This window comes from Acinetobacter sp. FDAARGOS_494 (assembly GCF_003812225.1).
In the GTDB taxonomy this organism is placed as follows: Bacteria; Pseudomonadota; Gammaproteobacteria; order Pseudomonadales; family Moraxellaceae; genus Acinetobacter; species Acinetobacter baumannii.
The window spans coordinates 2,896,751-2,911,165 of the sequence record NZ_CP033866.1 but is presented as its reverse complement, the minus strand read 5'-3'; the positions used below and the strand labels follow the sequence as shown (position 1 = coordinate 2,911,165).

The window sequence follows — 14,415 nt, the reverse complement described above, 5'->3', positions numbered from 1 at the left end:
GATTTCCTTTAGGTACGTGCTTTTATTGTTGATGTAAATATTGAGCAACTTTCTTAGCTTGGTTTGCATTACTCCACCAATACTCTATACCGGCAGAGAGCACAGGTTTCACTTTAGGCTGCTGATACATATTCCAGTACGCATACCAATAATCCCCTTTTCCATAAGTCGGGATCTGGTAATATCCTGCACGAAGCAATCGGTCAAGAACATGAGTATAAGTGATTTGCTGTTCACGGTCTTTGGCAGTGACCAGTTTTGAAATCACCTCATCAATTACCGGATTACGAATACCAGCGTAGTTATAGTTGCCATTTTGAACTGCTGCTGCACTTCCCCAGAACTGAGCCTGTTCATTGCCCGGGTTTAAAGATTGCGGCAAATTCATCGTAGTCATGTCAAAGTCATAACGGCGTGTACGTTCTAAATATTGCGGCGCATCAACCTGCCGTAAATTAATATTAATTCCTAATTTTTTTAAATTTCTTACAAATGGCATCAGTGTTCTTTGTTTGCCATCTTGCTGAATGAGAAACTCAATTTGTACAGGTTTGCCTTCGGGCGTATATAATTGCCCTTCTTTAATTTTATAACCCGCCTCAATCAGCAACTGTCTAGCAAGTAATAGGTTTTGCCGGTTAAAACCACTGGCATCTGAAGCTGGATATTTCCAATCAGCCAAAACAGCTTTTTGCATGATTGGAGAAAGCTTTGGCAAAAGAGGCTTTAATATGGCCATTTCATTGTTTGAAGGACGACCTGTCGCTGCCAAATCACTATTTTCAAAATAACTTTGTAGTCTTTGATATTGTCCGTAAAACAAAGCTTTATTTTGCCATTCAAAATCATAGGCATAAGTTAAAGCTTGTCTAAAGCGGATGTCATTGAAAGGTTTGCGCCGTGTGTTAAAAACATAACTCTCGGTTGCAATGGGGTTATGATGTCTAAATTTATATTGCGTTATCAAGCCTGCTTTTACAGCCGGAAAATGATAGTCAGTAACCCATTTTTTAGGATTAGTTTCTTCATGCAAGGTATATTGCCCAGATTTAAAACCTTCGAATGCAATATCCCAATTTCGGTAATAAACATACTTTAAATGATCGAAGTTATAGCGCCCTTTATTAATAGGTAAGTCTTTTGCCCAATAATTTGGATTACGTTTATAACTAATACTCCGACCTGCATCAATTTTCTCAACCACGTAAGGCCCTGAACCTATAATCGATTGCAAGCTAATACGGGTAAAATCGCGTTTCTGCCAATCTACTTTTGAGTAAATCGGTAAACTCGCCACAACAAATGGCATTTTAGGATTATGGCTGGACTTAAAAGTGAATTTAACTTGATGTGGGTTTATCACTTCTGTTTTCGCTAAGTCTGCAAGATACATTTGTAGACCAAAATTAGATTTGGTTTGATAGGTATCAAAGCTAAATTTCACATCTTCAGCTGTTACGGGCAGTCCATTACTAAATCGAGCTTTTGGGTTTAAATAAAAAGTAACTGACTGGGTTTTTATAGGATCATACGAAACTTTTTCTGCCAAGAGTGGATATAACACGCCCACTTCATCAAGTGACTGGGTCATTAAAGTATCAAAAAGATAATTTACCCCTTCTGTCGCATTTCCCTTACCGTTCATACTGTTTAAGTTATCAAATGTCCCTTGCGCAGCCTGACTCAATACTCCGCCTTTAGGTGCATTCGGGTTGGCATAAGGCATAGAAGCCATTGCCAGATATTTAGGCTTAGAATGAATTGCGATATACGGCGTGGTTTGCTGAGCAGAGAATATAACTTGCGAAAAAACACTGAGCCCGACTAGCAGGCTCAGTTGAGAATATAACTTTTGCATAAAGTACTAATTATTCTATAAATTAGGCACTTTAATGATATCGCCAATACGCAATTGAGTCGACGGTGTTAGGTTGTTGAGTTCCGCCAGTAAAGTGGTTTCTAAACCATATTTACTCGCAAGACCAATTAAGGTATCACCACGTTTGACTTTGTATTCCACTACAGTTTTTGGAATCACAATATTTTGTCCACGCTGTAAATTGGCATTTGCTTTTAATGCATTCATTTCAGCAAGTTCACGAACTGAAATACCCGCACGACTCGCAATAGCATTTAGCGACTCACCAGCTTTAACCGTATACTTTTCAGTATTTTTCCCTGCAACTACAGCTTTTGGAGACGATTTCGCCGTATCCGTTTTAGCTGTTTCTACTGTTGGTAAATCACCTGTTAATTTTAAGCGTTGACCAACACGAACATTACTGTTGCGAGACAAACCGTTCAATGCAGCAAGATAATCTAACTGTAAATGATAGCGGTTGGCGATATTTCCTAGGCTATCACCAGATTTAACTGTGTAGGTCTCTGGCGTTTCTTCTTTGGTATTTTTAGCCGAAACTTTGCTAGTTGTTTCAACTTCACCAGTTAATTTTAAACGCTGACCAGCACGAAGGCCTGCAGTACGTGACAAGCCATTCAAATCAGCCAAATAACTAGTTTGTAAGTTATATTTAGCTGCAATTGCATTTAAGCTATCGCCTGACTGCACAACATATTGGTCAGGAACTGATGCACCAGCCGGAACTTTTAGAGTTTGTCCCAGTTGGACATGACTGTTGGCTTTTAAGTTGTTCAGTTCAGCAAGCTCAGCTAGGCTAATTTTAGACTTGGTCGCAATGCTTGATAATGTGTCGCCACGCTGTACTTTATAACTTTCAGTTTTATATGATGGACCTGCTGCAAGCTTTTCATATTTACCAGAAGCCTTGCTGTCATCAACTTCATCAACAGTGATTTCTTTTGCAGGTACATTAATTTTTTGGCCTACAATTAAATTACTACCAGCTGATAACCCTGGTGTTAGGTCTGCCAACTCTTGATTAGATAATGCATAACGGTCTGCAATTAATTTCAAGTATTCGCCACGTTTAACCGTATAACTCTTTGTTGCAATACGACGTGTACTTGCTTGAATTGCCTTTGGCTCTACTTTAGCAGCACGATTACCTTTAGGTTCTTTTAACTGTAATTTTTGCCCTACAAACAAGCCATCTGTTACAGACAAATCGTTATATTCAGCTAGCTGTTTCACTGACAAATTAAATTGATTTGCCACTCCTGTTAAACTGTCATTTGCTTGAACAACATAGACATCAGGTTTAGCTGCCGATTTTGCCGTAGTTTCCACCTCTTGAGGCTTAGCATCATAGAGATATAGACTGGTTCCTACAAATAAAGTCTTTTCAGGGTCAATCTGGTTCCATTTAGCTACATCACGCCAGTTCACACCATTCTTCATGGCAATAACTGCTAAAGTATCGCCCGGTTGTACTGTATAAGTACTACGCTTACCTTTAGGTTGTACAACCACAACATCTGTATCAGTCTTGATATAAGGCTTATCTTTATTGCGCTGAGCATCTTCAGAGTTTGCAAGAGTTGCATCTTCAGCTAAAGTTTTTGGATAAGCAAAACCTTTACTTACTTCTTTACCTTGCTGCTCAGCAACAGATTGGCTGGTCTGAATTGCGGTTAACTTAATTTTGCCGTCATACGGATCGACAATTTCTGTACCCTGAGGTGCAAGTGCTTTTAACTCGGCAACAACTTGATCTTTTTCAGCTTGAGTAGCTTGAGGCTCTAAAGCTTGATCAACTGTTTCCTTTTCCCCTTCAGCACGCACTGCCGCTAAAATTTTCTCGCGTTCAGTTGCTGAAATTGGCGGTTCCGTTCTCACAGGTTTGATATTTGCAGCCGGAGTGACCGCAACAGGAATACGTGGTGCACTTGGTACATCAGCTGACGCTGCAAAAGCAGCTAGCGCATCAGAACCACGAGGTGTTGCAGTTTTTACCGTTACCGAGCTGCTACTTGTTTTAGCAGGTGTCGATGGTCTTACTGGCTGAGCTGGAGTTGATGGAGTAGTTCTAACTGTGACTGAAGTTGAAGTCGTTGTGGTCGGTTTAGACGGCGAAGTAACACTTGCCCACCAGCCTGAACTTCCACCTGCTTTCATTCCTTTTAATTTGTTATCCACTGAAGGACTTATATCAGCTGGAATCAAAATACGCATTGGACTTGCAGGGTCTACTGTTTCACCACGATAGCCTGGGTTTAATGCATATAACTCAGCACGACTAAGACCCGTCACCGACGCGATTTCATTTAAAGATAATGGTGCAGATAAGGTAACTTCACGGAAATGGGGTCTGTTTGCAATCGGAGGTAACGAAACCCCATAAGCGCGTGGGTTTTTAATAATTTGTGCAACAGCCAAGAAACGCGGAACATAGTTCATGGTTTCTTGCGGTAATTTTAGTGACCAATAGTCTGTTGGCAAACCAGCAGCCTGATTTCGGTTAATCGCCTGTTGAATACGACCCGGACCAGCGTTATAAGCAGCCAAAGCTAATTCCCATGAACCGAACTGGTTATATAAGCTTCCTAAAAACTCATAGGCAGCACGTGTAGATTCCACAACATCACGGCGTCCGTCGTACATACCCGTTTGTTGTAAACCATAAATACGACCAGTACTAGGAATAAATTGCCATAAACCCGCCGCCGCCGCACTACTTGTTGCAGCTGGGTCATATGAACTTTCAATCACTGGTAATAATGCAAGTTCGGTTGGAAGACCACGGCGTTCTGCTTCTTTAACAGTATGATATAAATAACGACTTGCGCGAGCACTTAAGCGGTCAAGGTAGGGCTGACGTGAGATAAACCAACTACGCTGCGCTTCAATACGTGGATCCCAATGATTGAGGTCCATTTTGAAGCCTACGGCCATACGCTTCCAGACATCACCGTGTTTTAAAATAAGTAAACGGTCACCCTCTACAGCACGCATATCTGTTGCTGAAAGTAAGTCTTCTAAAGAGTCCAGACTGCTTGCATCAAGATAGCCTGCTCCACTCACCTGTTTTGTTTTCGAGGTTTTTGCAGATTGCGGAGTCGAAGAACAGCCTGTTGTAATACCCAACGCAGCTAAAGCAGAGCTAAGGACTGTAATTTTGAATAATGATGCTGCAGATGGCTGCCACACAAATGTGGTTGGTTTATACATAAAAACTTCCAAACAACTCGCGTAATATTTCTTGGGGTCTGCCCACAAACCCTAGGTCTTCGATGCCATTGTAGTAAAGCATGCAAGATAGACAAGGCAATAATTTAATGTCATTTGCATGGAAATGTTACAAGAAATTAAAAAAAGCTTGCTTTGTAACGATGGAACCGAACTTTTTGCGTATACAATACACCAAATTCAGCTCTTTTTCTTTCAGTTTAGGTTTCGATTTATGTCTCAAACAATCACACTGTATGTTGATGGTGCATGTCGTGGCAATCCGGGTTTAGGCGGTTGGGGTGCATATGTCATTACCGAACAGGGTGAACATAAATTATTTGGCGGTGAACCCGACACAACAAATAACCGTATGGAACTTACTGCGGCTATTGAAGGAATCTCTTTTTGCCCTCCTGATGCTCAATTAATTGTCTGGACAGACTCAAATTATGTGAAGCAAGGTATTACAGAATGGATTCATGGTTGGAAAAAGAAAAACTGGAAAGATGTTAAAAATCCTGACCTATGGCAAAAACTCGATGCCGTTTGTGCGGGTAGAAATATTGAATGGAACTGGATTAAAGGCCATGCAGGACATGCAGGTAATGAAATGGCTGACCAACTTGCGAATTTAGGTGCAGACAAAACTGCTCAAGAACTTAAGCAACCACAGTCAGCCACTGTATCGCAAGATATAAAAAAGCCTGAACAAGACTGGTTACTAGACGATCCTTTCGGATTCGATCTGGTTGAAACAACCGAAGATGAAACGGTCACTTTAGAGCAGACACAAGAAGTTGAGATGATTGTTGTGGATGAAGAAATGAATGTAGTTGAGGCTGTAGAACAAGAAGAACAACAGCAAAATACCAATATTCATCCACAAATTGTGATGACTGAAGCCAAGCTTAAATTACAAGGCCCAAGACAACTCATACTCGATACGGAAACAACTGGTTTCTATTTCCAAGATGGTGACCGCATTATTGAAGTCGGTGCCATCGAAATGATTAACCGTAAGCTTACGGGTAGTTCGATTCACATTTATATTAATCCTGAAAAACCAGTGGGTGACTCTGTTCAAGTCCACGGTATTACTGATGAGTTTTTGGTCGACAAACCAAAATATGCAGAAATTGCAGATACCTTATTTGAATACCTAAAAGGCGCAGAAATTATTGCCCATAACGCAACCTTCGATATGAACTTCTTAGATATGGAGTTTAAGCGTGTTGGGTTACCTGCTCTTTCAGAAGTTTGTGAAGTTACCGATACTTTAGCTTTAGCGAAAAATAAGCATCCTGGGCAGAAAAACTCACTTGATGCCTTAGTTAGACGTTATGAAATTCCAGCGCGTGACCGTACTTTCCACGGCGCATTACTCGATGCTGAAATTCTTTCTGATGTTTACTTGGCAATGACAGGTGGTCAAGTTTCCTTTGATATGGATGCCCTATCGCAAAGTGAAAGTGACCAGCAAAAAACGACCAAAGCTAGAGTTCAAATTGAATTACCTGTTATTTACCCTTCAGATGAAGAGCTAAACATACATGAGACTTGGGTCAAAGAATTTGAGAAAAAACATGGAGAACCTTGCCTTTTTGCAAAATAAATTTTTGATTCTCTAATGTTTTTTTAGTTTCCCCTTTTGCAAGTTAAGTTATATTAGTCGTATAGATTTTTAGCTCAAACTATTGAGCCATGACGAATATAACAATTGATTTTTTTTGCAAAGGGGAATTTTTTATGTCTGAGCATAATTCGATTCAATTTGATCCAACAGCGTTACTCATCATTAAAAATGAAATTGATAATTCAATAAAACTGGTGGAAGGCGCTGTAAGTACCTTAATTGAAGAACAGGCTCTCCCTTTTGGTATTGATGATGCATTAGAACAATTTAAACAATGTACTCAAGTCTTACGTCTCATTGATATTCCGTATTTGGCAAAAATCACTCAATATTCAACCGAGTTGATGCAAAAGATTATGGCGAATCCAGAGCGCATCAATACCGATGACGTTGTTGCTTTAAGTGAAGGCACAACCATGGTTAAACGTTATATTGAGTTCATCTGTTTACGTGAAGTCGAAGTACCTCAGTTTCTTTTAGACACCTTAAATAATTTAGAAAAAGCTTTAAATAAGCCACTAACCTCTTCTGGACAACAGATTGCATCAAAGCTTTCAACAGCTTCACTTGAGTTACCGTTACCCGAAGTGCTTATTAATGAAAGAACTCAGTTTATCCATCAGCTTTATAAATTATCACTACATCAATTTTTAAATAAAACTGAAAATGCTCGAGACTTTCAAGCATTTAAACTGATTGGCGGTTATTTAGTGAGTATGGCTCAAGGTCAACCAAGCCAGCAATACTGGCAATTGGTGAACTCTGCCTTTAGTCATATTGATGAACTTGTTTTAAATGATGCTCGCCTACGTGTGTTCATTAACCTTGAAAATGCCATAAGTTTATTTTTAGCTTCACCTGAAGGCTTTGAAGCAAACTTAACTGCTCTAGCAGATATCCTGAGTATTGTGATTGGACAAGAAGACCAACTTGCGCAGCAAATCCGTAGTCAGTTAAACATTGGTCATGAGTTTCTCACCGACACTCAACTTAAAGCACTGAGCCAACACTTGTATGGTCCAGACTTTGATACCATGCAAACGGTAAGTCAATTAATCTTAAGCGAAATGAATAAAGTTCGTAATGATATTGAATATAACTACCAAAACATGTCACCAGAAAAAGCTCAGCAACTACAAAGCAATCTTATGCAGCTTGCTCATACTTTTAAATTACTCAACTTAAATGAAGCTGCTTCAGAGCTTTCTCAACAAGCCAGCAGTTTAAGCCAAATCAATATATTGAGTAATGAAAACTATGCTCAGCAGTTGATGAAAAGCATTTTATCTGCCATGAATGCCATTGGTATTTTGGTGCGCCATTATTCATCTAACCGTCTACAAATTCGTGTGAACAATACCAATATCTCTCTAGATCGTTTAGATGAAGCACATCAGACATTATTGAATGAGACCAAAAATTTAATCGATTTTGTATGCCAAAGTTTGACTCTCTATGCCAACGATCAAACTCAAAATATTGAAGCAATTGCAGGCTCTTTAAAAGAGTTGGCTGGCGCGGCTGAATTTTTAGGAAGTACAGTTCAACAAAATGCTTTACTTGAAACTGCCAAGTTTGTACAACAGCAAATCGATCAAAATCAGCCTTTCAATCATGATCAGATTCACTGTATTTTTAACGTTTTAGCTGGGCTAGATATGTTAGTTGACAATTTAAAAAATAAACAGCCTGTTCTACAATCCATGTTTGATGTAGCATTGCTAAGTAGTCAACAACTTCAAAAAAAGGCAGCTTAATGTCTGAGTTATCACTTGCTTATATTTTTCATCATCAACAATTATTGGTTGACCAAAACCTTCAATTACCCAAAGTCGAAAAGTTAGCAAGTGATCTGCTTTTCACTCATGATGAACAGGTCATTGCACGTGACCTGTTGAGTGAAGAAGCCATTCCGGAAGGCCTGCAACTCGTTCCAATTCGTCAACTTATTTCCAACTGGTCAAAAGAACAATTTTTACAGGCAAGTCGTGCTGTACAGTTGCTCGAATGGCGACGTAATCACAAGTTTTGTAGTCACTGTGGGCATGCTACCGAAGTACACCCTACAGAATATGCTATGGTGTGCCCTTCTTGTCGCTACCACCAATATCCGCGTGTAAACCCATGTATTATCACCATCATTACTAAAGGCGATGATGAAATTTTATTGGCGAAATCTATTCACAATAAAACCAATATGTATGGCTTGATCGCAGGATTTGTAGAAGTTGGGGAAACGCTTGAAGAAGCTGTTCAGCGCGAAGCTTTAGAAGAAGTGGGACTTAAACTCAAAAATATCCAATATATGTCAAGCCAACCTTGGCCTTTTCCAAGCAATCTCATGATTGCATTTAGAGCTGAATATGAGTCAGGTGAAATTTCTTTGCAAGAAGATGAAATTGCCGATGCACAATTCTTTAAATTTGATCAGTTACCTGAAATTCCATTTAAAGGCAGTATTGCACACGCAATGATTACGCAGATTACTCAAGCGAAGTAATCTGCGCTCTCGAACTGATGTTTTAAAATACTTCATCCAGAAAGTGCAAAATGGTCCGTTTAGTTCGGAAGTAATGACTTACAAAACTCGATAAACTAGCCAAAATTGTAATATGACCTGTTTTAGGAATCACAGCGATATGACTGTGATTTCCGCTTTGCCTAAGTGCCTGATCAAGATCAAAGGTATTTTCTTTTTTTACAAGCTGATCATTTTCAGCCATGAGCAGATAATGCTTAATATGATTTTGATTTACAAAATAATATGGCATCACTTCTTTATAAGAAATACCTTGATCAAAAGCATCTTCGGCAAGCGGATCACCTTTATAATCAAAATGATAAGGACCTGCCAAACCAAAAATTGCTTTAATATTACCTAAACACTGAATTGTATTTGGTTTTGGGTGATAAACAGCAGACATCACATTAAATGCACCTGCCGAATGTCCCATAAGCACAATATTCTCTGTCGAGATTTCCAATTTTTCTTGGTTCTGGTGTAAATAGTTTAACGCTTGTGTTAAGTCATCTACATAACTTGGAAAAATATTCTTCGGTGCGAGCTGATAGTTAATGACAGCAACGTCATAACCTTCTTTCGTAAACGCTTCACCTATAAATAAATAGTCTCGTTTATTACCATGTTGCCAAGCACCACCATGTACAAAAACAATGAGTGGTCGATGAGCTAAGCGCTTAGTAGAACGATAAATATCTAGACGATGGCGAGGCTTTAAGCCATAACGCACATTTAAAACCTGCTCAAAACCATCTTTTGGTGTAAAACGGTTTAAAGCAAAGCTCCCTAAATCATACAGACGGAACTCTTTATAAAGAGTTCTCGCCTGCTCAATTTTGCTTTGTAATTGTTCAATCAGGTTCATATTTTATTGTGCAGAAGATGCTGGATCTGTTTGGTCCGGATCAATTGCAACAGGAGTTTGAACTGTTGGTTGAGCAAGAACGTTCTTAATTACTGGTGTAGTTGTTGCACTGGCAGTACTCGCTGCCGGAGCAGGCGCTAAATCAATATTATCAATGAGCGTTACAATCTTAGTCACGTTACCGACATTTTGAAGCACATTGTTTAAGTCATTAATTTCAGCTGTGTTTAAACGACCCATCACATATAAAACACCATCTTCGGTATGAACCAGTACTTTACTGTCCGATACTACTGGCGCTTTCATTAATAAAGCACGTGTATTTGCAGTTACCCCAGCATCTTGCATAATCGTGTTATAGCTTACTTTGTTACCCACCGTAATATAGTTATGTACGGCTTTCACATCACTCATGGCCTTAACGTTGTCTTCTGCCAACTGTTTTAAGTATGGGTCTGGCACCTGTCCAGTTAACAATACTGTGCTATGGAAGCTTTCGATGTTAATACGAGATTGTTTAAAACGCTGATCAAGCTTATAGAGGTTAATATTCGCTGTACGCTTAATTGAAGAATCAATAAATACTTGGCCTAAGCTACGTACACCACTATCTGTTCCAACTGGAGCTGTACCTGTTCCACCAGAAATAAAACTTGCGCAACCTGACAAACTTGCGACACAAAGCGCTGTTACAGCAATACGTTTCAACACTCCACCAGACTCCTATCAATCTCTTCTTGGCTTGATCATAAAACATCGGTCTTTAATTTGCTCAAAAGAGTAATGAACTCTTAATCCAAAGTAAATGCATTTTCGATCCATTGCAGATCATAATGGAATTTCGAAAAGTCTTGCTGTACTGTTTTTGCAATTTTCTGTGGAAAATCAAAACAAATCACATCAAAACGACAATAAAAATCCTGATAAGATGGGTAGCGCTGTAAAAACCTCATCGCCGTCTTAATTATTTTTTTCTGTTTGCTCAAGGTCACCATTTCACAAGCTTGACCATAATTTCCCTGCCCTCGCGCTTTTACCTCAACAAAAATCAATTCGTTACCGCGTTTTACAATCAGATCGACCTCTCCACGGCGTGAATGATAATTACTGGCGACCCATTCATAATTTTGTTCTTTTAAAAGTTTTAGTGCTGTTTGTTCCGCCCATTGGCCCAACTGCTGTGCAACTAACATAATTTTTTTGTTTCCCCAATTAAAAATGTAAATACTGTTAATGTCGGTTCTATACCTTTTTATTTTTGAATTGAATAAATCAAAAGCAGATGTTTCGAAAAATAAAAAGCCTACTGACATTGTTCACGCCAAAAACATAATTTCGGGTACACTAACCCATTAAAATTGTTTATCTGTACGGAGTAAAAACCAAATGAGTGCTCAGTTATTTGTTGTAGCCACCCCTATCGGGCACTTAGATGATATGACTTTCCGTGCAATTGATATCTTAAAATCAGTTTCTGTTGTTGCTGCCGAAGATACACGCCAATCAGCTCAATTATTCAAACACTATAATATATCTACCCCACTTACCGCATGCCACGACCATAATGAAAGCAACAAAATTGAGCAGTTAGTTCAAAAGCTACTTGCTGGTGAAAATATTGCTTTGATTAGTGATGCAGGCACACCACTTATTAGTGACCCTGGGTTTAAACTGGTCCGTGCTGCTCAAGAACATGGTATTAGGGTTGTACCTGTACCGGGTGCATGTGCTGCAATTGCGGCGTTAAGTGCTGTGGGCTTACCAAGTGACCGCTTTAGTTTTGAAGGTTTTTTACCATCAAAAGCTTCTCAACGTATTACGCAACTTGAAAAGCTTAAAAATGAAACTCAAACCTTAATTTTCTATGAAGCACCACACCGTATTTTAGAATGCGTAAAAAATATGGCTGAAGTATTTGGTGAAAACCGCCCTGTGGGTTTCGCACGTGAAATTACCAAAACTTTTGAAACCATCAAAAAAATGACTTTAAAAGATTTGGTTAGTTTTATTGAAAATGACCATAACCAAGAAAAAGGTGAAATTGTCCTTGTGGTTGGTGGTGCAGCAGAAAAAACCGATCTGGAACAAGAAAAACTAGATGAACTTTTAAAGCGCTTACTTCAAGATCTATCAGTTAAAGCAGCATCTCAACTGGCTGCTGATTTAACGGGTATTAAGAAAAAAGTCGCTTATCAACGTGCGCTTGAGTTAACACAATCTTAATTTATTAACTAAACGGTGATGACCAATGCCTATGTCATCACCGCGCATAAATTTTGCATAAAAATATTAAAGATAAAAAATAAGAGTATTGATATGACTGAATCACTTGGAAAACTTGGCCCGCATGAAGGACAAGAACTAGAATTATTACTTTCAGGCAAAAAACCTATCGCTTATTTTTATGAGTTATTACCCATTGAATTTATAAAGCATCTTGAACAAGGGTCTTTATCTATGCTCAGTAAAGACATTGAAACCTCTCTACCTTTCCCCTTTTCAATTATGCTGATCTATAAAGATGCGTCTTTAGCAGATTTGAATGAACTCATGTTATGTATTGAAAGGTCATTAAAAGCAACTCAACTTGAAGAGCGCCTAGAACTCGACCGTAGAATCGGACAACTTTTAGGTTACTCAACACAAGATATAGAGTTTTATATTCAACACATTTCAAATCGACATTTAAAAACTAAGATCTAAAATTATCTCAATATCTGTTTTGCTGATTCAACAATGGTCTCAGTCAGTACATCAAGTTGTTTCGACTGTCTTTTCCAGTGATGCCAATATAAAGGAACATCAAGTTGAGCCTCAGGCATAATATCAACAAGTATTCCATTTTCGAGTAATGGTTGAACCTGAAGTTCGGGCACCATGCCATAACCTAAACCTAGTTGAATTGCTTTCACAAAGGCATCTGTCGCCGGAATAAAACTATAAGGATAACTCTGCATTGGTAAACCGTATCCTTTTAATAAAACCTCTGAATGCATTAAATCTTTATGGTTAAAAATAACCGCCGGTGTTTTTCTTAAAACTTCTCGGTTAACTCCACCACTAAACCACCGATTTACAAACTCGGCCGATGCCAGCATTTTATAGCGCATTTTACCAAGAGGCTGAGCTAAGCAACCCGCCATCACCTGCTCTTCTGCTGTAATACATGCATTGACCTGACCCGTTTCTAGCAAAGTATGCGTATGTGATTGATCATCAATTTTTAGCTCTAATACTATTTTTTCTTTAAAAAGTGTTTGCTGAATACTGGGTAAAAGCCAAGTTGCCAATGAGTCTGCATTTGAAGCCAACGCAATTTTATAAAATTCTGATTCAGAAGATTTGCCCATTAAACCTTGTAAAAGATTTTGCTCCATTAACCTTGTATGACGTAAATGCTGGAGTAAAGTTTGCCCTGCTTGTGTAAGCACACATGGACGGCCACGTATTATTAAAATCTGCCCTAAATATTTTTCTAGGGCTTGTACACGTAGTGATACAGCAGAGGGAGTTATACATAAATGCTCTCCTGCTGCATCAAAACTTCCGACTTCTGCAACCGCCAGAAAAGCTTCACACTGCTTACTATCCAACATACAAAACCTAAATTATTTTTAGCCAAACCTAAATATTCTTAATTTTACTTATTTCTTAATAAAAAGTCAGATAATTCTCCCATCTGATTTTTTTCTGCTTAATGGTTATGCTTTCTCTGAGTGTGTTTTTTAAAGGTTTAGGTATTGGTAGCGGCCTAATTGTAGCGATTGGCGCCCAAAATGCTTTTGTTCTAAAACAAGGACTTAAACAGCAATATGTATTTTGGCTATGTTTAATTTGTGCCCTATCCGATTCAATTTTAATCGCCTGTGGTGTATTAGGTTTTGCCGAAATTATGACAGCATCACCCATCTTAATCACAGTCGCTAAATATTTAGGGGCAACGTTCTTATTCGTCTACGGTGCAAAAGCCTTCTATGCCGCGTTTAAAACTAACCAAGGCATGGAGCTTGATAGCAGCCAAAAGCAGACTTTAACCCAAGCACTTATAACCTGTCTTGCCTTTACTTGGCTGAATCCACATGTTTATTTAGATACCATTGTACTGATTGGTTCGGTTGCGACACAGCTAGAAGATAAAATCAGTTTTGCCTTAGGTAGCATTCTTGCCTCTTGGATCTTCTTTTTCAGTCTAGGCTATGGTGCAAGATTTCTAAAACCATTATTTATCAATCCAAAAGCTTGGAAAATTTTAGATTTCATGATTGGTTGCGTTATGTGGAGTATCGCAATATCACTTCTCATCTAAT

General features: G+C 38.8%; 12 protein-coding genes. 6 read left to right on the top strand and 6 right to left on the bottom strand.

Annotated elements, in window-relative coordinates:
* Nucleotides 1-22: 22 nt before the first annotated feature.
* Together EG365_RS14215 and EG365_RS14210 are read right to left on the bottom strand one after the other, a co-directional pair.
* Nucleotides 23-1,858: an extracellular solute-binding protein gene (locus EG365_RS14215; RefSeq protein ID WP_001171034.1), complete on the bottom strand. Its 1,836-nt coding sequence runs from the start codon at nt 1,856-1,858 to the stop codon at nt 23-25.
* A 15-nt stretch (nt 1,859-1,873) separates the two neighbouring features.
* Nucleotides 1,874-5,089, bottom strand: a complete 3,216-nt coding sequence (locus EG365_RS14210; protein ID WP_000277826.1) for a lytic transglycosylase — start codon at nt 5,087-5,089, stop codon at nt 1,874-1,876.
* A 232-nt stretch (nt 5,090-5,321) separates the two neighbouring features.
* On the opposite strand from EG365_RS14210, the gene dnaQ reads away from it, so the two are divergent.
* From dnaQ to nudC, 3 genes are all read left to right on the top strand, one after another.
* Nucleotides 5,322-6,701 carry a DNA polymerase III subunit epsilon gene (gene dnaQ, locus EG365_RS14205; RefSeq protein WP_000084042.1) on the top strand — a complete coding sequence of 460 codons (1,380 nt, stop codon included), beginning with the start codon at nt 5,322-5,324 and terminating at the stop codon, nt 6,699-6,701.
* 134 nt (nt 6,702-6,835) lie between these two features.
* Entirely contained in the window at nt 6,836-8,479 is a 1,644-nt protein-coding gene (locus tag EG365_RS14200; RefSeq protein WP_001289239.1) for a hypothetical protein, read from the top strand.
* A complete protein-coding gene (nudC, locus tag EG365_RS14195) occupies nt 8,479-9,222 on the top strand; it encodes an NAD(+) diphosphatase (RefSeq protein ID WP_001292948.1) in 744 nt (247 codons plus the stop codon). Before EG365_RS14200 ends, nudC begins: the two co-directional genes overlap by 1 nt.
* A 22-nt stretch (nt 9,223-9,244) precedes the next feature.
* Here nudC and EG365_RS14190 read toward each other — a convergent pair whose 3' ends face one another.
* The 3 genes from EG365_RS14190 to EG365_RS14180 all read right to left on the bottom strand — a co-directional run bounded on the left by EG365_RS14190 (nt 9,245) and on the right by EG365_RS14180 (nt 11,301).
* Complete coding sequence (locus tag EG365_RS14190; RefSeq protein WP_001048900.1) at nt 9,245-10,108, bottom strand: alpha/beta hydrolase; 864 nt, start codon at nt 10,106-10,108, stop codon at nt 9,245-9,247.
* Nucleotides 10,109-10,111: 3 nt separating this feature from the next.
* A complete protein-coding gene (locus EG365_RS14185) occupies nt 10,112-10,819 on the bottom strand; it encodes a BON domain-containing protein (RefSeq protein ID WP_000919362.1) in 708 nt (235 codons plus the stop codon).
* An 80-nt stretch (nt 10,820-10,899) separates the two neighbouring features.
* Entirely contained in the window at nt 10,900-11,301 is a 402-nt protein-coding gene (locus EG365_RS14180) for a YraN family protein (RefSeq protein ID WP_000959396.1), read from the bottom strand.
* Between the two features lie 193 nt (nt 11,302-11,494).
* Between EG365_RS14180 and rsmI the strand changes: the two genes are divergently transcribed.
* Complete coding sequence (gene rsmI / locus EG365_RS14175; RefSeq protein ID WP_001275986.1) at nt 11,495-12,331, top strand: 16S rRNA (cytidine(1402)-2'-O)-methyltransferase; 837 nt, start codon at nt 11,495-11,497, stop codon at nt 12,329-12,331.
* A 93-nt stretch (nt 12,332-12,424) separates the two neighbouring features.
* Nucleotides 12,425-12,811, top strand: coding sequence for a hypothetical protein (locus tag EG365_RS14170; RefSeq protein WP_000140381.1), 387 nt, complete (start codon nt 12,425-12,427; stop codon nt 12,809-12,811).
* A 2-nt stretch (nt 12,812-12,813) separates the two neighbouring features.
* On the opposite strand, the gene EG365_RS14165 is transcribed toward EG365_RS14170, so the two are convergent.
* Nucleotides 12,814-13,704 (bottom strand): LysR family transcriptional regulator ArgP, encoded by an 891-nt coding sequence (locus EG365_RS14165; protein WP_000887365.1) that lies wholly within the window; start codon nt 13,702-13,704, stop codon nt 12,814-12,816.
* 107 nt (nt 13,705-13,811) lie between these two features.
* Here EG365_RS14165 and EG365_RS14160 point away from each other — a divergent pair, with 107 nt between their 5' ends.
* The gene (locus EG365_RS14160; RefSeq protein WP_000950251.1) at nt 13,812-14,414 is read left to right on the top strand and encodes a LysE/ArgO family amino acid transporter; all 603 of its coding nucleotides are present in this window, start codon (nt 13,812-13,814) and stop codon (nt 14,412-14,414) included.
* The last annotated feature ends 1 nt before the right edge of the window (nt 14,415 follow it).